The sequence below is a fragment of the Streptococcus handemini genome, from assembly GCF_040984445.1.
GTDB classification, from domain to species: domain Bacteria; phylum Bacillota; class Bacilli; order Lactobacillales; family Streptococcaceae; genus Streptococcus; species Streptococcus handemini.
Genome location: NZ_JBFRYH010000005.1, coordinates 28,263 through 50,385 on the forward strand (window position 1 = coordinate 28,263; position 22,123 = coordinate 50,385).

The following is a 22,123-nucleotide window of genomic DNA, read 5'->3' on the forward strand; positions in this document are numbered from 1 at the left end:
AAAAAAAAGGCAATATCTGACCCTCATTTTAATTTTAGATTTTTCCTAGAGATTAGGGGCCCCAATGCTAGACGTTAAAAAGTACCCTAAATAAAACAGAGAAGCACACACCCCGTAACTTCCTTAAAAGTGATTCGCCAGCTTCGATTTTCGTACATTCGAAACTGATCGTGTCGTTTGGATGAACGCTCTCTTTCATTTATCAATCTAGTTTGTCCACCAGTCTCTATCACACCAACTCCATAATCTTTTTGCCTACCCGTTCGATGTCATTTTGGAGACCACGGAGTTCAAAGTTAGCAAGAACAGGGAAACCAAACCGTTCGGAATATTGCTTAGCCGTTAGACAGTATTGATTATTGAAATTCCGATTACCGGAACCAACAATGCCGAGGCACTTATCCACATTTCCTCCATAGGCGATGAAATCGCCTAGCGGATTTGTTAAAATCTCAACATCACCATTGTCCACGCCATTTCCACCCTCTAAATAGGTCGGTAGAAAGGCCACAAAAGGCGCATCCAGTTCGTAAAAGGGAATATCCTGTTTGACCAAATCCTTGACATGCACCTGCTCAACCTGCAAATCAGACTGAAATTGTAAAAAAGTGGTCAAGCGCTTCACAAAACTTTCCGTATTTCCACTTAGGCTGATATAAACAAGATAGATTTTCTTCATCTTTTCTCCATTCAAAAAACACAACATATAGAATATACTTATGATTATATAACTATATGTTGTGCTTGTCAATTCTTAGACAAGACCCTGAACCTTATTCCTCAGCCTCGACAAAGCGGCCAATAATATTGACATTATCTGCTACCGATACAAAGGCTGTCTTATCGGTCTTCTTCATAATAGCCTTGAAGTCATTAAATTCTGCTCGGGTAATAATGGTAATCAAGACGGTCTTTTCTTCATGGTTGTAAGCACCTTCTGCACCATTGATAATGGTCACACCACGATGCAATTTTTTTTGAATCATCTTGATGACACGATTAGGATGACTGGTGATAATCATGGCTTGCATGCGCTTTTGCTTGACATAGATAACATCGGTCATCTGACTACAAACAAAGAGGGCAATCATCGAATAGAGGGCATACTTCCAACCAAAGGTTACACCAGCTGCCAGCATAATCAAGATATTGACAATCAGAGAAATGCTCCCAACTTGCTTTCCAGTCTTTTTCCGAATTAAGATACTCACAATATCCGTTCCGCCGCTTGATACGTTATTGCGGAGAGCAAAGCCAATCCCTGTCCCCAACATGAGACCTCCAAAAATAGCATTAACGAGAGGATCTGTCGTCAAGGTAATATGGGGCATAAATTGGATAAAGAAGGAACTACAAGTAACCGTGATAAAAGTGAAAATAGTAAATTTATTGCCAATCTTATACCAAGCGATGAGGAGCAAGGGGATATTTAGACCATAATAGACCAGAGCCAGCGGAATTTCGAAACCCCAGTAGGTCATAGAGATAGCAGACACAATCTGTGCAATCCCTGTCACTCCTGAGGAGTAGACATTCCCCGGTTGGAAAAAGAAATTGACAGCTATACTGGACAAGAGTCCATAAATGATTGATCCGGATATACGCTCTGCATAGCGCTCTTTTGAAACACTCGAGATGACAGACCAAAAACGATTGCGCCTAGCTTTTCTCAAGAATCGAATACGAAGTTTTCTAAAATATCTATTCATTAGTTGTTTGAATCTGAAGTGCTAATTCTTCTAATTGACTGTTGGCTACCGTACTTGGAGCCTGGGTCATTGGATCACTGGCCTTATTATTCTTAGGAAAGGCGATTACTTCACGAATATTGTCCTTACCTGCTAAGAGCATGACCAAACGGTCCAATCCGATTGCAAGTCCACCATGTGGTGGAAAACCGTAGTCCATCGCTTCCAAAAGGAAACCAAATTGGTCATGAGCCTGTTCAGCACTAAAACCAAGCGCTTTGAACATCTTCTCCTGCATCTCTTTTTGATTGATACGTAGGCTTCCGCCTCCTAATTCATAACCATTTAATACGATATCATAGGCAACCGCACGAACACTTGCCAAATCACCTTCTAGGTGATGAGCGGATTCTTCTGTTGGAAGTGTGAATGGATGGTGAGCGCTCATGAAGCGTCCTTCTTCTTCTGACCATTCAAACATTGGCCAATCCACAATCCACAAGAAATTAAACTTGGTTTCATCAATCAAGCCTTGTTCCTTAGCAATACGAGTACGAAGCGCTCCCAATGTATTATTCGCAATTTCTAAGTCGTCTGCGACAAATAGAACCAAATCCTTGTCTACTAACTGTAAATCTTCTGTCAACTTATCTGCAATAGTTGTCAAGAACTTGGCAATCGGACCTGTCAATTCACCATTTGCAACCTTTACCCAAGCTAGGCCTTTTGCCCCAAATTGCTTAGCATAATCGGTTAATGTATCAATGTCTTTACGCGAATAGTTATCTGCTGCACCCTTGACTACAATTGCTTTGACAGTAGGAGCTTCGGAAAAGACTTTAAAGTCAACTTCCTTTACAAGGTCTGTCAAGTCTTGCAACAACATCTCAAAGCGAGTATCTGGTTTGTCACTGCCATAAGCATTCATGGCGTGGCTATAACTCATACGAGGAAATGGTAGCGTCACATCGATTCCTTTGGTCTCTTTCATGACACGCGCCAGCAAACCTTCTACTATATCTTGAATTTCTAGCTCAGATAAGAAGGAGGTTTCTAAGTCAACCTGTGTAAACTCTGGCTGGCGGTCTCCACGTAAATCCTCATCACGGAAGCATTTCACAATTTGATAGTAGCGGTCAAAACCAGCATTCATCAACAATTGCTTGGTAATCTGCGGGCTTTGTGGAAGAGCATAAAAATGGCCCTTACTCACACGACTGGGCACCAAGTAATCACGCGCACCTTCTGGTGTTGACTTGGTCAACATCGGTGTCTCCACATCGATAAACTCAAGTTCGTCCAAATAATTGCGGATACTATGCGTTACTGCAGCCCGCAATTTAAAGTTGGCTAGCATCTCAGGACGACGCAAGTCCAAATAACGGTAGCGAAGACGCGTATCGTCACTTGCTTCAATACCATCTTTGATTTCAAACGGTGTGGTTTTAGCTGTATTTAAAATGGTCAAGCTAGACACTTGTAACTCAACTTCACCTGTCGGTAGAGCAGGGTTTGCCTGTTCGCGTGCTACAACTTGTCCAGTCACTTCAAGGACAAACTCACTCCGCACCTTCTCAGCTTGCGCCATCACATCACTAGAAACCATCTCAGGATTGATGACCAACTGCATGATTCCTTCGCGATCACGCAAATCAATGAAAATCAAGCCACCCAAATCACGACGGCGACCAACCCAACCTTTCAAAGTAATTTCTTGACCGATGTGTTCTTTCCGAACACGTCCCGCATACATCGAACGTTTCATATTTTCCTCTCTCCGATTATGGAAACGAGTAGCATAAACCTGCATACCTCTTCCATCTATTCTTGGTTTTATACCTAACTATTCTATCACAAAAGCAGGGAAATCGGGAACAATTCGAGTGAATTTTCTCGAAAATCCTTGTCGAATAGAAAAAGGATGAGCAACCCTACCCAACCTTGTTCCTATTTCCGTTCTAGACAGCTTAGAATCTGTATCCATAAGCTGAGTAATTCTAATCAGGAGCTTATTTTACGATAATCAAGGCATTTTTTAAAAGGAATACTGACTGTATTTCGAAAAATAAGCCCTGAATAGAGTTGTTGAGCTGTGAATACAGGTTCTTAATACACTAACTAGCTCTTTCTACTATGGCAGCGTATTGCCTGCGCTAGTGTAAATCTCGTACCATTCTGGTCGCGTAAGGCACACTTTTTCAGCTTCTACAATCTTTGCAATCCGTTCTGGATTCATCGACCCTACAATAGTCTGAATCTTCGCTGGATGACGCATGATCCACGCAACAATGATTGCTTCACGTGAAACATGGTATTGAATCGCTAAGCGCTCAATCGTTTGATTTAAGTTGGCATAATCTGAATGATCAACAAAAATTCCTCTTTGTAAATCAATCAAAAATGGCGACCAGGCTTGAATGGTTATGCTGTTCAATCTGCAATAATCTAAGACGCTCCCGTCTCGGACTGTTGCTCCATCTTCTTTCATATTGACATGGAGCCCCGCATCAATCAGCGGTGTGTGGGCAGGTGACAACTGCAACTGATTGACTACCAACGGCTCTGCCAAATAGGACTGAAGTAACTCAATCTGATAGACATTTTGATTGCTGACACCAAAATAACGAACCTTTCCCGTTTTTTTCAATGCTGAAAAGGCCTCCGCTACTTCCTCTGGTTCCATTAAGGCATCTGGCCGATGCAGGGCTAGAACATCCAAATAATCAGTTCCCAACCGTTTTAACATCTCATCGACAGAAGTTAGGATATGCTCTTTTGAAAAATCAAAATATCCTTTACGAATACCACATTTCGATTGCAGAATATACTTCTCGCGATGGACCCCCAATTCTTTCACAGCTGCTGCAAATCGGCGTTCAGATTCCCCGCCTCCATAAATATCGGCATGGTCAAAAAAGGTGATTCCTTGTTCCAAAGCGGTCTGTACAACTGCCTGTGCTACCTTGTCATCTAAACTTGCCATTCGCATACAGCCCAGTGCTATTCGAGATACTTCTAGCTCTGTTTTTCCCAATTTTTGCATTGATTTCTCCTATCAATTAAAGCCATAAATGCTCTTTGCAATCTTATAAACCGCATTGGAAATCTTCCGTCCTGGGTAGCCATATAAGTTGGTCAGCTGCCCCAACAAGCCACTACGAACGATTTTAAAAAGAGCTGGATTATTGTCTTGAATATATTTCCACAATTCCTGCTTTTTCATCATATGCTCTGCTGTTCCACCTCGATTGAGAAGGGCACAAGAGATAATGGTCGTAATCTCCACATGGTTGAGCAAATAGCTTCGCAAATCTGGTTGATCAATGGCGTCCAAATCCAAACTGTCCACCAAGATACGATTTACCTTCAGTTGCTGGTCAATCCGCTTGATCATCACCGATTCATTGACAGACTGATCATGGCGTCCAATAAAGTAGCGGTAAAAATCAACCGGCAGATAATACATGGTCTTGACGGCTTGTAGCGGTGTAAAAACAAAAATATTATCCACATAGAAGGTATGTTCTGGTAAGATCAACCCCACTTCTCTTAGCAGGTCTGTCCGATAAATCAGTGAATGCATCATCATGTACTGCCCTTTTGAAAAAGCACCGACATCATCCCAAGTGAATATGCGATCAGTCGGTAAGACATTCTGGTAATTCATGCTCTTCTTACGAGATTGTCCCTCTTTTTCATAGACGAAATTTGAAATAAAGGCATCCACAGACTGACCCTGACTTTCTAGGCTAGTCAAGGTTTCAAGGATTTTGAGGTAGGCTCTCGTATCGACCCAATCATCGCTGTCTACTACCTTAAAATACCGTCCTGTAGCCTCTCTCATGCCAGTATTTACTGCTCCACCATGCCCCTTATTTTCTTGATAAATGGCACGAACATTGCTATACTTAGCTGCCAGTTGTTCCGCAATTTCTTGCGTACGATCGCTTGACCCGTCATTGACAATTAAAATTTCGACTAAATCACCCCCAATAACGAGTGATTCAACACAGTAATGTAGATATTCTTGCGCATTGTAACTCGGAATGGTAATACTTAATAAGGTCATCTCCTACTCCCTACCAACGAATTATCTGCCAGCTTAAGCTGGCAGATTTTTTATTTATTTTACCATAATTTTAGGAAAGTTGCTTTTGATAGCCTTGTTTGGCACGAAAAGCTTTCCACAATTGACCAACACCTTTGATAAACTGCCCATTAACAATTACCAAAATCGCAGTTACCATTTGCTGGTCAATCATATCACCTGTCATTTTACCTAATGCTCTGAATGGCATATTGTAGAGGAAGAGCAAGTTGAGGTCTGGCTTGCCTTTTTGCTCTGCTTTTTTCAATAAATGATATAGCAATTTATAAACGAGGCGCGCTAGCCCGCTCTTTGCATACTGCATCTTAGACAAGGGGTCATTTAGACGAAGTTCTTGACCAATGTGCCATGACTCTAGAGGAACAGGTCGGCCAAGAAGGCGGGCAAATTGCTCATCTGAAACGTTTTGAACCTGTCCAGACTGATAGCTTTCGAGCCCTGTCAAGTCAGGCAATTGATCAGTCGTAGCTACTTGCGTTGCTTCTGCCACCAAGCGAATATCTGACACACTTGCACCTATGTAAAGCTGATAGGTTCCGCCTTCAACTTCAAAGGAATTGGTCAAGATATTGAAGTAGCGGAAGGTCTTATCATCAAAGGCAATGGTTACTTGTTTTGATTCTCCAGCTTCCAAGTATACTTTTGTAAAGCCTTTTAATTCTTTTTTGGGACGGAAAATAGTTCCGTCTTCTTTCCCAACATACAATTGCACAATTTCTGCACCAGCACGCGCCCCAGTATTCGTTACCGTCACAGAAATTCCTGCCTTATCAACGAGTAGGTCACTATAGGCAAAGGTCGTATAGGACAAGCCATACCCAAATGGATATTGAACAGGTGTTTTTGTCGTATCAAAATATCGGTAGCCGACGTATAGGCCCTCGCGGTAGAGAGCATAATCTCCCTTAGCAGGAAAATCGATAGAAGAAGGAACATCTGCCAGATTCACCGGATAGGTTTCACTTAATTTTCCGCTTGGATTGACGACCCCTGTCAACGCATCCAGCATAGCTCTTGCACCTGCTTCTCCTGCCAAATAGCCATGAATTACTGCTTTCACATGCTGCGTCCAACTCATATCAACGACCGAACCTGCTGATAGAACCACAACAATATTCTCATGAACTGCTGCTAATTTTCCAAGTAGGTGAAGCTGATTTTGTGGTAAATTCAAATGACTACGGTCCAGCCCTTCGCTCTCACTAATTTCATCCAATCCCATGTAATATAAGACAGTATCTGCTTGTTTTGCTAAGGCAAGAGCCTCTGTCACCAAGGCTTCATCTTGTTGGTCAATTCGCTGATAACCCTGTGCATAGCCAACAACTGTTAAGGGATAATCCGCAATGCTATCGACCGTATTTTCTACCTGTCTAGCATTGATAAGGGAAGAACCTGCCCCCTGGTAACGTGGATTTTGGGCAAATTCACCAATCACAGCAACTGTTTTTTCTGCTTGGAGTGGCAGCAAGTGTTCGTCATTTTTTAGTAAGACAATACTTTCTGCTGCTGCTCGCTGTGCTAGGCGGTGCTGTTCCTCAGGATGAATATTGCGCTTTTCTTGTGCTGCTAATTCTAACACAACCTGCAACAGCTCATCCACACGCTCATCCAATACATGTTCAGACAAACGCCCCGATTGGACTGCATCGATTAATTCCTTTTGGCCGACCGTTGTTGTACCTGGCATTTCCAGATGACTGCCATTTTCAACTCCTAGAACGTGGTCATTTGAGCCACCCCAGTCTGAAACTACAAAGCCTGTAAAGCCCCATTCATCTCGCAAAATATCTCGCAACAACCGTTTATCTTCATTGGCATAAATCCCATTGATTTTATTATAAGCGGACATAATGGCCTTCGGATTGCCTTCACGAACAGTAATTTCAAACCCTGTCAGATAAATTTCACGCAGTGTGCGCTCATCTACAACCGAATCAGAAGCCATACGACGAAGCTCTTGACTATTGACCGCAAAATGTTTTGGCGTAGCTGCTACCCCTTGGGATTGCAGGCCACGAATCATAGCTGCTGCCATTTTCCCTGCCTGATACGGATCTTCTGAATAATATTCAAAATTACGGCCACACAAGGGATTACGCTTGATATTGAGTCCAGGCCCCAACACCACATGAACCCCCAAGCTACTTGCTTCTGCCCCTAATGCTGACCCAACTTCTTCAACCAAAGCTACGTCCCAGCTATTGGCAAGAGTCGCTGCTGTTGGAAAGCAAGTCGCTGGAACAGAAGCATTCAAGCCCAGGTGATCCCCACTTCCTTCTTGCTTACGAATACCGTGTGGCCCATCTGATAGAAAAACGGACGGAATTCCTTTTTCTGGAAAATCCTTGGTTTCCCAAACTGATTTACCAGACATCAGAGCTGCTTTTTCTGCTAAGGTTAATTGCTCAATAATCTCACGATGTTTCATACATTGCCCCCACTTATTTCTATTCTACTAAGCCTATCATAGCAAAGAACTGTCAGAATTAAAACGCTTTCTTCATAAATTGACAAGTTTATGGCATAATCTGTTGGCGACATTTGAAAGGATATAAAAATTCCCCCAACGACGCATCATTAGGGGAATAGCATTTTCCATTATTTCATAATGACAAATTTCATCATCGGATAGTTAACGGCAACTTGAACAAAAATATTGACCCAGTTGGCAGCCGTTTGGGCCCAACCTAAACTCAAACCCCATGAGGTGAATAGTTGAGTGGAATAGGGTGGTAAGACAATGGATAAAATTCCTGCAACTACCACGGTCAAGATATACCAATGGAGGGTTTTTGATATATCATTTTCTGCTCCGAAAACTAATTTCCGCTGAACAATATAATTCACAATCTGTGCAACGACATAAGCCAATAAGAAAGATAGAAATCCATTTAAGCCACCATGGTCTGCTGCAGTGTAATGGAAAATTAGCCAATGAAAATCTTGCCCTGAAAAAGCAGTAAATAGAAAGTTTGTTGACAACCACAGAACTGCGAAATTCGTAATCGTTGCAATATTTGACAAAACATTAAACTTAATAAATTCCCACAAATCAGGATGTTTGGCAATCCACTCTTTCATACTTCTCCTTCTAAAAGAGAGGAGGACTAGCTGTCCTCACACTTCTTCGTTTATTATGCTACTTCTTTTTTCGTTGCAGTTAGTTTGACAAGACCAAGCCCTACTAGCACCACCAAGACAATATTTGCTGCTACAAGGACAACCAACCACCATTTTGTTTTTGGTTTATAGATGTCAAAGGCTGCTGAGTGTGCAATGGTATATAAGATATTTTTACTTGCTTGACGAAGGGCTGTAACTCCTTCTTTACTACCAGTAGAGAGAGTTGTTGGATCATCTCCTATAGGAGTTAACATCAAGTCACCACCGTTACGAATTGCTTGGTCAGGACTCATGTAATTTTGACCATCAAAGTCAGTAATGACCATTCCACGGAAGCCCCACTCGTCACGTAAAACTGTATTGAGCAAGTCACCATTTCCACCAGCCCACAGAGTACCAATGCGGTTGAACGAGGACATGATGGCTGTTGCGCCACCTTCTTTAACTGGAATTTCAAAGGCTTTGAGGTAGACTTCCCGAATCGCTTGCTCATTTGACCAAGTTGCAACACCTTCACGGTTGTCTTCTTGATCATTAAGAGCAAAGTGTTTTGTAAAGGTATAAACACCATTGTCGAGTGCTTTTTTCACCAAGGCAGAAGCCATTTTACCTGATACAACAGGATCTTCTGAATAGTATTCAAAGTTTCGACCTGAGAATGGAGAACGGTGAATATTAACCGCAGGAGCATAAAGGCCTACAATTCCATGAGCCAAGGCTTCTTTCGCAAAGGCATCTCCCATTTCTTCAGCAAGATCCGTATTCCAAGTAGAAGCTACGACAACCTCTGAGTTGTATTGGATTCCCTTGATACCTTGGAAGATACCATTGATTCCTGCAGGTCCGTCAAGATCCACTACCGCTGGTTTATCAACTGATTTAACCGCAATCGTTGCATAACCACCATGACCAATCAAGGAAGTCATTTCAGCTACAGTCATCTGAGCCACTAATTTTTCCCAACGCTCATCATCATAATCTGCACCTACAAGATCTGCCAAACGAAGACCATTCTTTTCAACTTCTACCTTGTCAACTGGTGTTTCAGCATCTGCATCAATTCGGAAGTTTGTACGTTCTACTTCTTTTGCAACCGCATCAGTGGCCTCTCTGTCCTTGGTACGCTCAGTTGGAAGTGTTCCTGTCCAATCATTACGAGTGACATATTTAACATCACCTACTGCATATTCAAAGGCATTGGTTACTTCAGCTTTATCAGATGTCCGTTGTTTGCGGACTTCTTTTTGAGCAACTGTATAGGTCTTAGAATCCAGTACGTCATGAGCATTGTTCATCAATTTGATGTCATAATTTCCAGCCTCTAAGACATAGGCTTTTTCCTTCTTCTCATCATAGGAAGCAAGATCATCTCGATCAAAGCGAATGGCTAATTCTTCACTCTTACCTGGCTCAAGCACTTCTGTTTTACCAAAACCAGCAAGAACAACGTGTGATTTCTCAATTCCACCAGTAGTGTACGGTGCAGTATAGTAAACTTGCGCTACATCCTTACCAGCAACGTCACCTGTGTTTGTAACTTTCACTTTCACTTCAATTTCATCACCATCTTCGTTCATGCTGGTGATTTCTTGTTTGAAGTTGGTATAAGATAGACCATATCCGAATGGGTATTGAACTGCTTTTTGATAAGCTGCTTCATCCACTTGACCGGTCGCATTATCTACAAAACGTGTTTCGTAGTAACGGTAGCCGACATAAATTCCTTCTTGGTAATTGACAAATTTATAGTTAAAAGTCTGTGGCTCTTTTGCACCCCACGGAGTATTCTCATAGGTAATATTTGTATAAGAGAAGTCCCCTGTATTCCAGTAGGTTGGAGCAGAAGCCATATCATAAGCATAGGTATCTACCAAGCGGCCTGACGGATTGACCTCACCTGCTAAGATACGTGCTACACCATCAAGACCTGTTGAACCTGGTCCACCAATCCAAAGCGCTGCATCCACACCCTCATCTTCTAGGAAACCAAGCTCCATTGCATTAGATGAGTTCACTAGGACAACCACTTTATCAAAGTTTTTCTTAACGGTTTCAAGCATATCTTTTTCAACATCTTGAAGCTCAAGATAATGCTTATCTTCTTGACCATTTTCATAGCCTTTCATCGACTGAGGAAGGTCTGCTCCCTCACCACCATTACGAGAAATCACAACAAGCGCTGTATCAGAGAACTCTTTTGCATTCTTCATCAACTCTGCAGAATACTTGTCTTGGCTTGGTTCATAGATATTGTAATCTCCACCGTTTAATGAGAAGATATTGGTTCCCTCTTTTTTCGGTAAATTTTCTTTATAGAAATCTGTCAATTCCGCATTGACTTCAAAACCTGCATTTTCAAGCCCCTGTTGCAAATTGATGTTTTTAGACTCATCCGCAGCACCTGAACCTGAACCACCGTAGGTCACCGCAACTGAAGAAATCCCAAATACATTGACTTTTGATGATTTTTCAAGTGGTAAGGTTTTATTTTTGTTCTCTAACAAAACCGTACCTTCTTCTTGAATCTTTGTCACCAATTGCTTCGAAACGGCTTCTGCATCCTTTATTTTACCTTCATCTGCATAAGATGGTGCAAAATAGGTATCAATCACATTTACAAACATGTTCACCGCATAGTTTGCTCCTACAATCGCAATACTAAGTAGCGATAATAAGCCCATTGCAAGCTTGCTCTTGACTGTTTTTAAGGGCTTATTCTGTACAATGCGGTAAATCGCATATGCCAGTAAAGCAACTACTGCAACTGAAGCGACAATCAAGGTTGTCTTTACGATACTTGCTGCATCCCATGACTGATAGGATTTAGCATAATCTTCAGCTGCTACTGGAACGCTAAAGAGTGCACCAGCAGAAACTAAAGCTAGTCCTGTATTTTTCCAAGTCTTCATAAGACCCTCCTAACTAATTCAATGGCTTGAAAGCCTTTTCTTTTTATATCTCTACTTTACCAAACGAAACAACAGGTGAAAACCCTTTCTTCATAATCTGTCATTTTGGTTGCATAATTTGTCTGTTTTCAAATAGTATTTTCTTTTTCCAATTTTTGGTATACTAAAGAAAACAGATAGAAAGGGCTAGTATGAACATCGCGATTGTAGAAGATCAAAAAATTGAACAAGAACGACTCAGTAAATATATTCAGAACTACTGCCAAAAAATCAAACAACCTGTAGATATCACCTGTTTTAACGATGGTATTGACATCACCAGTGACTACCAGCATCGATTTGATATTATTTATTTGGATGTGGAAATGGAAATCATGGACGGTATGACGACTGCTCAAAAAATTCGTGCAGTAGACAAGGAAGTCTTGATTGTCTTTGTAACCAACCATTCTCAGGTAGCCATTCAGGGATATTCTGTTGAAGCTATCGACTTCCTCCTCAAACCACTTAGCAACTTCGTTTTTGAAGAACATTTCAAAAAAATGCTCCGAAAGCTACCAAGCCCTGAAGAGGACCAGCACTATCTCTATGTCAGAAACAAGGCTTCCACTTTTAAAATCCCTCAAAAAGACATCTATTATCTGGAAAGTGACGGCCACCAACTCCATATTCATAGCAAACAAGAGACCATCACGATTAGCAACACCTTAAAAAATATGGAACAATTACTCGATAAAAAGAGCTTCTTTCGTTCTAATTCAGGCTACATTGTTAATCTCGCTTATGTGGAAAAAATCGAAGGCAATCTGGCCTATATCAAGGGTGAACCCTTGCAAATCAGCCGACCTCGTAAGAAAGATTTCATGACTGCTCTGACCAATTACATCGGAGACACCTTGCTATGATGACACACTTTCCTGATATTCCACGACTCTACACAGCACTGGCTGAATCGATTGCTTGTTGCTTGGTTTGCCTCCCTCTGATTATGAACATGGACTGGCTACGAAAAATGAGAATTTTGCTCCTCATCTTTACTGTCCAAATTCTGCTACAACTCCTAGCTGGTCAATTCCCTATCCTCTTGTGGACAATTGGCATGGGCATTAACATCTCTTGGATGTTTGTCTCGATTTACCTACTTGGAGTAAAACAACAAAAGACTGCACTCTATTTAACTGCCAAGGCTTTTATCGCAGCAGAATTAGTCGCCTCTCTTTCCTGGCACCTTTACTGTCTCACGATTTATTCACAACCTGTGGATAACTTGTGGACACAAGCCCTATTCATGGTGATTATTTCTGGCATCTCTTTTCTTCTCTTCTATCAGCAAAATCGAAAAATCAACCTCGAAGAACTGCAAAATAGTATTGAAAAACGAGAGGTTTGGGTCGCTGTTTTTACTTCATTAACCATTTTTATTTTAAGTAATATCGGTTTTATCCTCTCTGGAACACCCCAATTTCAAGATTCAACAAGTATCTTTATCCTCAGAACGACAGTTAATTTCTCCGGCATCCTACTCCTTCTCACGCAAGAATCCCAGCAATATGACCGCTATCTCCGTGAAGAATTGGTAGCAATCCACAACATGTTTCAATTGCAATACAAACAGTATCAAGCCTACCGAGAAAATAATGACCTCATCAGCCGTAAAGCCCATGATCTCAAGCATCAGCTCTATATTATCCAACAAGAAGCAGATAAGCAAAAGCAACAACAATACCTCCAAGAAATGACGGTAGCCATTCAGCATTTTGAAGCCAAGATTGAAACAGGTAATCCTGTCCTTGACACCATTTTGACACAAAAAAATCAATACTGTTTGCAAAACGGTATCAATTTTACCTGTATCGTGCAAGGACAACTTCTCCATTTCATGGACATTATGGACATCTCTGCTCTTTTTGGAAATGCGATTGACAATGCGATTGAAGCCGTGGAAAAAATCAGCCAGCCTGAACAACGTCTTATGACCTTAAAAGTCTCTCAACATAGCCAATTTATCGTCATTCGACTCGATAATTATGACACTTCTGACCTCGACTTATCCACAGGACAATTCCCAAGAACTTCTAAAAAAGATAAAAATCTCCATGGTATCGGCCTAAAAAGCATGGACTTTATCGTTCAAAAATACGGTGGTAACCTAACCCTCAGCAAGGAAGAGAATTGGGTACAGCTCAAAATCTTACTACCTGTCACAGACATGAAATAAAACAGCTCCAATCGGGCTTTTTTACTTCTTCCACTCAAGCTCTAAATGGTTAACAGGGTCTTCGTGCATTTCATCTATCATCATGCCCATATACTCCACCAACATACTCTCAGGTTCTTGTTTTAAAAGAGTGGCATAGGCTGGGCTACGATACACATTTGTTTCGAGCCATTCGTCACTCAAGCGCTCACCTGAAAAGAAGGCCAGATTGATTGGTGCCATGATTTCAGATAATTGGTCAGCCAATTTCCTGTCATAAGCTGCCTCATCATGCAGAGTAGTATGAACCATAATCTCACTAGCTCGGTTAAATACGTCGAGCAGATACTTCTCGTGAGCTACCAAATCAGGATTGGCATTATTGTGCCATAAGGTGACGTCAAGTCGAGTCTGATCATAGATCAAGCGTTTCTCTTTCAGAGATAGACGTCCAATCGTCATTGGATACATGGAAAAAGCACCATTGACGACCTCTGTAAGGGAGGATTGCTTGCCCTCTGATCGGCTAATGTGCTGGGTGTGGATATGACCAGAAAAGGTGAGCGAAATACCATATTGATTATACAATTCCCGCACATCAACCGCATTGTCAAGCGTAAATCCACGTGTCGGCGTAGCATGCTGATCCAAAACATTGTGGTGCATAACAGGAATTACCTGAACACCCGCTGCCTCAGCCTCCTCCAATTGTTCTTTTATCCAGTTCAAGGTTTCTTTTTTGAGGCGCCCGTTGGTTGCAGGCGCTCCCTTTCCAAATCCGTCTGCGTAAATATTACTATCAATCATCAAGAGCCAAAGATTTGAAAAAGGTTTTGCCATATAACTGAGCGAGGCCTTATCTCTCTGAGCAGCTTGGGCATAACCGTAATCTGAAAAAATGTTCTCAAAATCTTGCTTGCTTACCTGGTCAGTCTGAACCTGCTCTTCTCCCTTAAATCCACGCGCCCAACCACTCGCAATGTCGTGGTTCCCGGGTATGACGAGCACCTCTGTTCCAGTAGCTTCTATAGCCTTAAAATGCCCTGCCAAATCTTCCATGCTTTTCTTCTCGCCATTTAAGCTCAAATCCCCGCTAACAATCAGGAGCTTGGGCTTTTCTTTTTCGACTTGGACCACTAAAGCATCCATTCTCTCCTTGCTATAGCGGATATCTTTTCCCGCTGCGGTATTTTGAATATAGGAAAATGCCTTACCATTATCATGCAGACTAGGAGAAAGATAATGGATGTCTGTCACTAGCCAAATCTGCTGGGAATCTGTCCAACTTTCTGTCACATACGAATCTCTTACAGACAATTGAGGAAATAAGAAAAACAGCGAGCTAACCCCTAGACAGACTAGCAATAGCCAGTAGCGCTTCTTCATACAAGCCCTCCTTTTCTTTTCCTATTATATCACACAAAAACAAGAAGCTGAGAATCCCTATTCCTCAACTTCTTTCTGAATTATTTTTTCACAAATTTTGCAGATTGTTCACCGGCTTGGCGACCAAATACGATAATATCTGCAACGGCGTTACCACCGATACGGTTTTTACCATGAACACCACCTGTTACTTCACCTGCTGCGTAAAGTCCTGGGATTGCTTGGCCTTCTTTGTTCAACACTTCTGTATTGGTATTGATTTTAAGACCACCCATAGTATGGTGTACCCCTGGTGCGATTTTAATCGCATAGTAAGGAGCAGCGTCTAAAGCATGATCCATACCACTTGAGCGACCGAAGGCTGCATCGTTTTTGTCTGCAACAGCTTTGTTCCATGTTTCTAAAGTCGTTTGCAAAGTGTCTGCTGGTACATCGATTGCTTTTGCAAGATCTGCTACTGTTTCACCTGATTTCACAAGACCTTTTTTCTCATATTGAGCGATTGCTTTTACGCGATCTTTCAAGGCTGAATCAAAGACTACGTAAGCGTAGTTTGGATTTAAACCATTGATGGCTGCAGAAACTTTATCACGAGTTTCCAATTCATTGAAGAAACGCTCACCTTTTGAGTTGACCAAAATAGCACCTTCTCCACGAATCGCTTCTGTAATCAAGTATGATTTTTCTTGCTCAACAGTTGGGTGAATTTGGATTTGTTCCATGTCAACTGTTGCAGCACCTTTTGCTTCTGCAAGGGCAATACCGTCACCAGTTGAACCTGCTTGGTTGGTTGTGACATAGCCTTTTAATTTTGGATTCAATTGTGCCACTTTGTCTAGGTCAGCACCGAAACCACCAGTTGCAATTACAACTGCTTTTGCTGCAACTTTCTTGGTTTTACCGTCAATTTTCACTTCAACGCCTGAAATCTTGCCATCTTTTTCTTCAAGATTTGTTACATCCGCATTGACAAACATTGGAATCTTGCGCTCTGTCAAGTTGTGATAAAGACCTGTTACAAGGTAGCCACCAACTGCTGAACCGTCTGCTGGACGGTGAGTACGTTTCTCACTCATACCACCAGTCGTTGTGATGTTACTAAGAGTAATTCCCATGCCATCCAACCAGTCGATTGCAGACGCTGAGTTGTCTACCAAGTAGCGAAGCAATTCTGGATCGTTTGTTCCGCCACCACCTTTAAGGGTTTCTTCGTAGAATTTGTCGTTCGAATCTTTGATTCCCTCTTTATCTTGGAATTTTGTTTGAGAGGCATTCATACCTGCAGATGACTTAGCAGTATTTCCACCTACTTCTCCCATTTTCTCAAGAACCGCTACGCTCGCTCCTGCATCGTGAGCAGAAACTGCTGCAGCCATACCAGCACCACCTGAACCGATTACAACAACATCATAGCTTTCTTTTAATTCTGCTGGATCTGTGTAGACCTTCTCTGATGCTCCTGAAACAGCCTCTTCTTTAGAAGATGAAGCAGGAGTTGACGATTCTGCTGTATTGGCTGATTTGCTTCCACAAGCAATCAAGAAAACAGCAGCAAGCAAACTAAGTAAGGCACCTAGCCAAACTTTCTTCTTCATATTAAACCTTCTCCTTTTTTTAAGTTACCGTATTATTTTACCCTATTTACCCATCGGTTGCAATAGTTTTTGTAATTTTTTTCACAAAATTCAGAAAAGATAATCCCCCCTTACTAAAAATAGTTTGCAAATAAGGCTTCTCAAAATCTTATATTTCTGAACACACAAAAAGCCCACCAAAGTAGGCTTTTTGCAAGATAATCTTTGAAATTAAAGCATTTTGTTGTAGAATTCAACGACAAGTGCTTCGTTAATTTCTGGATTGATTTCGTCGCGTTCTGGAAGGCGAGTCAATGATCCTTCCAATTTATCAGCATCGAATGATACGAATGCTGGACGTCCAAGAGTTGCTTCAACAGCTTCAAGGATTGCAGGTACTTTCAATGATTTTTCACGAACTGAAATCACTTGACCAACTTCAACACGGTAGCTAGGGATGTCAACGCGTTTGCCATCAACAAGGATATGACCGTGGTTTACAAATTGACGTGCTTGGCGACGAGTTGTTGCAAGACCAAGACGGTATACAACGTTGTCCAAACGACGCTCAAGAAGAAGCATGAAGTTGAAACCAAGGATTCCACCTTTGATTTTTGTAGCTTGTACGAACAAGTTACGGAATTGTTTCTCACCTACACCGTAAGAGAAACGAAGTTTTTGTTTCTCAGCTAATTGCAAACCGTATTCTGACAATTTGCTGCGGTTGTTTGGTCCGTGTTGACCTGGTACATAGTTACGGCGTGCAAGCTCTTTACCTGTACCTGTAAGTGACAAACCAAGACGGCGTGCTTGTTTCCAAGATGGTCCTGTATAACGTGACATAAGAATGTCCTCCATAAATTTTATTTTATGGAAATAGTCTTTGAGAAATCCTGATTCGTGCAGGTACCCTTCGCCTAAACAGCTAAGGTTACTTCTATTGCAAAGTACCTGTTGACGAGCTTCATATTCCTCTGCTGCTATTTCACACAAAAAATAGTATATCATAGAAAAAAGGCTTTGTAAAGCCTTTTGCATGTTTGTTTTATTCTACTAATCCAAATAATGAATCAAAATCTTTTCTGTTAACACATCGGAATAGGTATAGGATTCTACATAGGTATTATTCGGATCTTCGTATTCTACGATAAAGAGGGATTGATACACCTCTGTAATCCGACCTTGCTTGTTTTTCTCCCGTTTGCGACCATTTTCAAGTGTTAATTCAACAACTTGTCCCTCATGGTTTTTAATATCTTCTTTGATTTGCTTCATCTTAGCGACATCTGTAAATGCATCACTCATTCTTATCCATCCTCTCTCTTGGAAATACTTGAAAATTTATTAAATTCTTTCTTAAACATCAACTCAACCGTCCCACGTGCTCCTGAACGGTTTTTTTCAATGATGACTTCAACAGTATCATTTGGGATACCCCCTTCTTCTTGCCCCCCTCGTTCATAATAATCATCACGGTAAAGGAAAGCTACAATATCTGCATCCTGCTCAATCGAACCAGACTCCCGAATATCAGACAAGACTGGACGCTTATCTTGGCGCTGTTCCACTCCACGAGATAGCTGACTAAGGGCAATAACAGGCACTTTCAACTCTTTAGCCAAAATCTTCAATTGGCGAGAAATTTCAGAAACTTCCTGCTGGCGATTTTCCCGACCAGTGCCTGTAATCAGCTGCAAATAATCAATCAAAATCAAGCCGAGATTTCCTGTTTCTTGCGCTAATTTCCGAGAGCGAGAGCGAATTTCAGTAATCTTAATCCCTGGCGTATCATCAATATAGATACTTGCGTTGGCTAAATTTGCCTGTGCCATGGTCAATTTTTGCCATTCTTCATCCGTCAAATGACCTGTACGAATCGAACGGGAGTTAATCATGCCTTCTGCTGCCAACATCCGGTCAACAAGACTTTCTGCCCCCATCTCTAGGGAAAAGATAGCAACTGTCAATCCTAGTTTTGTACCAATATTTTGTGCAATATTCAAGGCAAAGGCTGTCTTTCCGACAGCGGGACGAGCCGCCAAAATAATCAACTCTTCTTCATGCAAGCCTGTTGTCATCGCATCTAAGGCTGGATAGCCAGTCGCAATCCCCGTAATGTCAGATGTTTGTTGCGAGCGTTTTTCCAAATTTTCAAAGTTGATATGTAAAATATCCTCAATCTGCTTAAAACCGCTACGGCTAGCACCTTCGCTGACATCAATTAAGGCTTTTTCAGCACGCGCAATAATCTCATCTGACTCATCTGCCCCATCATAGGCTTGGTTAATCGAATCCGTCAGACTCGAAATCAATTTCCGTAAATTTGATTTTTCGGCAACAATCTTGGCATAATATTCCGCATTCGCAGAGGTCGGTACCGAATTGATGACTTCTGCCAAATAACTGAGACCACCAATATTTTCCAAGTCCCCGTGATTGTCTAGATAATTCCGCATGGTAGTCGCATCAATCGCTTCATGACGATCAGACAAGGCAATCATTGCTTTGAAAATCAGTTGGTGCGCATATTTGAAAAAATCGTCTGCTTCAATATATTCGCGAACGAAAACTAATTTTCCCTCATCGATAAAAATTGCACCAAGAACAGACTGTTCTGCTAAAATATCCTGAGGTTGTACACGCAATTCATCCAATTCTGCCAAGATTCTCACCTCCCATCTCTAATACAATTTACTTAGGCTTCCTTGATACTTAAGTTAATAACTCCTGTCACATCTTGATAAATTTTCACAGGAACATCAATCAATCCAATCGCACGAATTGGATGATCCAACTGGATATTTCTTTTATCTATCTTAATACCGAATTGTTTGTCCAACTCCTCGGCAATTTTCTTGCTCGTAATAGAACCAAAAGTACGGCCGTCTGGACCAACTTTTTCAACAAAGGAAACAAGTGTCTTCTCTTCAGCTAATCTCGCCTTAATTGTTTCCGCTTCTGCTAACATCTCAGCATGAGCTTTTTCTTGCGATTTTTGTTTACCACGTAATTCACTAATGGCTTGATTGGTTGCTTCCTTGGCAAGATTTTTCTTAATCAAAAAATTTTGGGCATATCCTGTCGGAACTTCCCTAATTTCTCCTTTTTTACCTTTTCCTTTTACATCTGCTAAAAAAATAACTTTCATGTGGATTCCTCCTATGTTTCTTTTAATTCCTCTTCAATCACTTGCCGTAATTTCAGTTGAACTTGATCAAGTGATTCATAATGGACTTGGGCTGCTGCAAGATTAAAGTGACCGCCTCCACCCATTTCTTCCATGATTCGCTGCACATTCACCTTACTACGACTACGAGCTGAAATAGCGATATAATCATTAACATTTTTTGTCACAACAAAGACTGCTTCAATCCCTGCCATTCCTAAAATCGTATCCGCTGCCTTACTTGGTACAATCGTATCATAAGCGATTTGCTCATCTCCACAGACCAAGACAATGTGGTCTGAAATCTTTTGGCCTCTTAAAATCAATTCGTTAATTTGACGGTATTCGTTAAAATCCGTTGCCGCAATCTGCTGAATTTCTGAACTATCACTACCACGATTTCTGAGGTAACTTGCTACATCAAACGTACGACTCGTTACTCGAGCTGTAAAATTCTTTGTATCGAGCATAATTCCTGCCATCAAGAGACTGGATTGAAGACGATTGATTTTATGGTGCTTATCATTTTGGAATTGAATTAATTCTGTCACCAATTCACTCGCTGAACTTGCACCACTCTCAATATAGGTCAAGACTGCATTGTCTGGGAAATCGGCATCACGACGATGATGATCCACCACGACAACCTGGCTAAACAATTCATAAAATTCTTTGGACAAGGTCAAACCGATCTTCGAATGATCGACCATAATGAGAAGCGATTGAGAAGTCACCTGCTTCTTGGCTTCCTCTACGGCCAATAAATTCGAGCAATTTTCATGAGTCAATCGCTGGATTGCTCGCTCAATATCAGCTGACATTTCCTGGGGATCATAGACAGTGTAGGCATTGTTCATGATATTTTGTGCAAAATACTGCATTCCAACAGCAGAACCCAAGGCATCCATATCCAGGTTTCGATGTCCCACCACAAATACTGCATCCACCACTTTCAATTTGTCCGAAACAGCCGTCATCATCGCACGTGTCCGCGTTCGTGTCCGTTTAACAGCAGCAGCAGAACCACCACCGAAAAAGAGTGGCTGTTTGCTCTCATCATTTTCTTTGACGACAACTTGATCCCCGCCCCGAACTTCCGCCATATTCAGATTTTGTAAGGCAACCTGACCGATTTGCTGATGATTACTAGCTCCATAAGCAATTCCTATACTTAAGGTCAAAGCCAACTCCATCTGTTTTGCTTCTTCACGAAACCGGTTGATAACCGAAAATTTATCTTCAATTAATCCTTCCAAAACCGCATAATCTGTAAAGAAATAGAAACGATCCATAGTTCCACGACGATAATAAATCCCATTTTCATTTGCAAAATCAGATACAAATTGAGCTAAAAAACTATTGATTTGGCTAATCTGAGAATCGGAATAAATATCTTCTAACTCGTCATAATTATCGACAGAAATAATCCCAATAGCAGGCCGACTACCAATCAAATTTGAGGTAGCATAATATTCTGTTGACGCATCAAAAAAGTAGAAGAGGCCCTGTTCGAAATCTACGTAGACTGCATAACGTTTATCAGCAATTGTTACATAGGTCCTATCCTCATCTAAACCAACATCAATCATTTCTCGCAGTTTTCGCTGATCAAATTCACCATCTTCCTTGACAAATAAGAGCTCTGCATAGGGATTGAACCATTCTACTTGATTGTCTTCTGAGATTTTAATCACACCGACCGGCATATGCGCAAGTAGACGCATGAGACCCGTATCAGCTTGGGCATTTAAGTATTCAATTTGTTCTACTTCACTCACTTCATAGGAATGCTTTTGAAAAATAAAAAGCAAGACCAGCAAAAAGAGGGCTACAAAAATAGATAAATAGGTAATTGTTGACTCAGGGTATAAACCATGAATAACGGCCAATAATCCAAATAGGATTACCCCAATCATCACAAAATGAATCGTTGAAAATCGAAATTTTTTCATCACTAACCTCTGCTTGC

At 41.3% G+C, this 22,123-nt stretch carries 17 protein-coding genes; 2 read left to right on the plus strand and 15 right to left on the minus strand.

Annotated features, from left to right (window positions below; genetic code table 11):
* Positions 1–229: 229 nt before the first annotated feature.
* From nrdI to ABPH35_RS01440, 8 genes are all read right to left on the minus strand, one after another.
* The gene (nrdI, locus tag ABPH35_RS01405) at positions 230–679 is read right to left on the minus strand and encodes a class Ib ribonucleoside-diphosphate reductase assembly flavoprotein NrdI (protein ID WP_349987781.1); all 450 of its coding nucleotides are present in this window, start codon (positions 677–679) and stop codon (positions 230–232) included.
* A gap of 94 nt (positions 680–773) precedes the next feature.
* Complete coding sequence (locus ABPH35_RS01410; protein WP_349987782.1) at positions 774–1,709, minus strand: YitT family protein; 936 nt, start codon at positions 1,707–1,709, stop codon at positions 774–776.
* Entirely contained in the window at positions 1,702–3,453 is a 1,752-nt protein-coding gene (gene aspS / locus ABPH35_RS01415) for an aspartate--tRNA ligase (protein ID WP_349987783.1), read from the minus strand. Before aspS ends, ABPH35_RS01410 begins: the two co-directional genes overlap by 8 nt.
* Before the next feature lie 366 nt (positions 3,454–3,819).
* A complete protein-coding gene (locus tag ABPH35_RS01420; RefSeq protein ID WP_349987784.1) occupies positions 3,820–4,731 on the minus strand; it encodes an aldo/keto reductase in 912 nt (303 codons plus the stop codon).
* 12 nt (positions 4,732–4,743) lie between these two features.
* Entirely contained in the window at positions 4,744–5,757 is a 1,014-nt protein-coding gene (locus ABPH35_RS01425) for a glycosyltransferase family 2 protein (protein ID WP_349987785.1), read from the minus strand.
* A gap of 70 nt (positions 5,758–5,827) precedes the next feature.
* On the minus strand, positions 5,828–8,227 hold the full coding sequence (locus ABPH35_RS01430) for a glycoside hydrolase family 3 C-terminal domain-containing protein (protein WP_349987786.1): 2,400 nt from the start codon (positions 8,225–8,227) through the stop codon (positions 5,828–5,830).
* Positions 8,228–8,397: 170 nt separating this feature from the next.
* Positions 8,398–8,880 (minus strand): GtrA family protein, encoded by a 483-nt coding sequence (locus tag ABPH35_RS01435; RefSeq protein WP_349987787.1) that lies wholly within the window; start codon positions 8,878–8,880, stop codon positions 8,398–8,400.
* A 53-nt stretch (positions 8,881–8,933) separates the two neighbouring features.
* Positions 8,934–11,831, minus strand: a complete 2,898-nt coding sequence (locus ABPH35_RS01440; protein WP_349987788.1) for a glycoside hydrolase family 3 C-terminal domain-containing protein — start codon at positions 11,829–11,831, stop codon at positions 8,934–8,936.
* Positions 11,832–12,022: 191 nt separating this feature from the next.
* On the opposite strand from ABPH35_RS01440, the gene ABPH35_RS01445 reads away from it, so the two are divergent.
* Together ABPH35_RS01445 and ABPH35_RS01450 are read left to right on the plus strand one after the other, a co-directional pair.
* Complete coding sequence (locus ABPH35_RS01445) at positions 12,023–12,736, plus strand: LytR/AlgR family response regulator transcription factor (protein WP_349987789.1); 714 nt, start codon at positions 12,023–12,025, stop codon at positions 12,734–12,736.
* Positions 12,733–14,049: a sensor histidine kinase gene (locus ABPH35_RS01450; protein ID WP_349987790.1), complete on the plus strand. Its 1,317-nt coding sequence runs from the start codon at positions 12,733–12,735 to the stop codon at positions 14,047–14,049. Before ABPH35_RS01445 ends, ABPH35_RS01450 begins: the two co-directional genes overlap by 4 nt.
* A 21-nt stretch (positions 14,050–14,070) precedes the next feature.
* Here ABPH35_RS01450 and ABPH35_RS01455 read toward each other — a convergent pair whose 3' ends face one another.
* The 7 genes from ABPH35_RS01455 to ABPH35_RS01485 form a co-directional block, all read right to left on the minus strand.
* Entirely contained in the window at positions 14,071–15,414 is a 1,344-nt protein-coding gene (locus tag ABPH35_RS01455; RefSeq protein WP_349987791.1) for a metallophosphoesterase, read from the minus strand.
* An 80-nt stretch (positions 15,415–15,494) separates the two neighbouring features.
* Positions 15,495–17,009, minus strand: a complete 1,515-nt coding sequence (locus ABPH35_RS01460; protein ID WP_349987792.1) for a flavocytochrome c — start codon at positions 17,007–17,009, stop codon at positions 15,495–15,497.
* Positions 17,010–17,219: 210 nt separating this feature from the next.
* Positions 17,220–17,831, minus strand: coding sequence for a 30S ribosomal protein S4 (gene rpsD, locus ABPH35_RS01465; protein ID WP_067087439.1), 612 nt, complete (start codon positions 17,829–17,831; stop codon positions 17,220–17,222).
* A 210-nt stretch (positions 17,832–18,041) separates the two neighbouring features.
* On the minus strand, positions 18,042–18,293 hold the full coding sequence (locus ABPH35_RS01470; protein ID WP_067087450.1) for a Veg family protein: 252 nt from the start codon (positions 18,291–18,293) through the stop codon (positions 18,042–18,044).
* Positions 18,294–18,295: 2 nt separating this feature from the next.
* Positions 18,296–19,651 carry a replicative DNA helicase gene (dnaB, locus tag ABPH35_RS01475; RefSeq protein ID WP_349987793.1) on the minus strand — a complete coding sequence of 452 codons (1,356 nt, stop codon included), beginning with the start codon at positions 19,649–19,651 and terminating at the stop codon, positions 18,296–18,298.
* Between the two features lie 32 nt (positions 19,652–19,683).
* A complete protein-coding gene (rplI, locus tag ABPH35_RS01480) occupies positions 19,684–20,136 on the minus strand; it encodes a 50S ribosomal protein L9 (protein ID WP_349987794.1) in 453 nt (150 codons plus the stop codon).
* An 11-nt stretch (positions 20,137–20,147) separates the two neighbouring features.
* Positions 20,148–22,106 (minus strand): DHH family phosphoesterase, encoded by a 1,959-nt coding sequence (locus tag ABPH35_RS01485; protein ID WP_349987795.1) that lies wholly within the window; start codon positions 22,104–22,106, stop codon positions 20,148–20,150.
* Positions 22,107–22,123: the final 17 nt, after the last annotated feature.

Coding starts and splice junctions, on each gene's coding strand:
- nrdI (WP_349987781.1), bottom strand. CDS start 679: ATGAAGAAAATCTATCTTGTTTATATCAGCCTAAGTGGAAATACGGAA.
- ABPH35_RS01410 (WP_349987782.1), bottom strand. CDS start 1,709: ATGAATAGATATTTTAGAAAACTTCGTATTCGATTCTTGAGAAAAGCT.
- aspS (WP_349987783.1), bottom strand. CDS start 3,453: ATGAAACGTTCGATGTATGCGGGACGTGTTCGGAAAGAACACATCGGT.
- ABPH35_RS01420 (WP_349987784.1), bottom strand. CDS start 4,731: ATGCAAAAATTGGGAAAAACAGAGCTAGAAGTATCTCGAATAGCACTG.
- ABPH35_RS01425 (WP_349987785.1), bottom strand. CDS start 5,757: ATGACCTTATTAAGTATTACCATTCCGAGTTACAATGCGCAAGAATAT.
- ABPH35_RS01430 (WP_349987786.1), bottom strand. CDS start 8,227: ATGAAACATCGTGAGATTATTGAGCAATTAACCTTAGCAGAAAAAGCA.
- ABPH35_RS01435 (WP_349987787.1), bottom strand. CDS start 8,880: ATGAAAGAGTGGATTGCCAAACATCCTGATTTGTGGGAATTTATTAAG.
- ABPH35_RS01440 (WP_349987788.1), bottom strand. CDS start 11,831: ATGAAGACTTGGAAAAATACAGGACTAGCTTTAGTTTCTGCTGGTGCA.
- ABPH35_RS01445 (WP_349987789.1), top strand. CDS start 12,023: ATGAACATCGCGATTGTAGAAGATCAAAAAATTGAACAAGAACGACTC.
- ABPH35_RS01450 (WP_349987790.1), top strand. CDS start 12,733: ATGATGACACACTTTCCTGATATTCCACGACTCTACACAGCACTGGCT.
- ABPH35_RS01455 (WP_349987791.1), bottom strand. CDS start 15,414: ATGAAGAAGCGCTACTGGCTATTGCTAGTCTGTCTAGGGGTTAGCTCG.
- ABPH35_RS01460 (WP_349987792.1), bottom strand. CDS start 17,009: ATGAAGAAGAAAGTTTGGCTAGGTGCCTTACTTAGTTTGCTTGCTGCT.
- rpsD (WP_067087439.1), bottom strand. CDS start 17,831: ATGTCACGTTATACAGGACCATCTTGGAAACAAGCACGCCGTCTTGGT.
- ABPH35_RS01470 (WP_067087450.1), bottom strand. CDS start 18,293: ATGAGTGATGCATTTACAGATGTCGCTAAGATGAAGCAAATCAAAGAA.
- rplI (WP_349987794.1), bottom strand. CDS start 20,136: ATGAAAGTTATTTTTTTAGCAGATGTAAAAGGAAAAGGTAAAAAAGGA.
- ABPH35_RS01485 (WP_349987795.1), bottom strand. CDS start 22,106: ATGAAAAAATTTCGATTTTCAACGATTCATTTTGTGATGATTGGGGTA.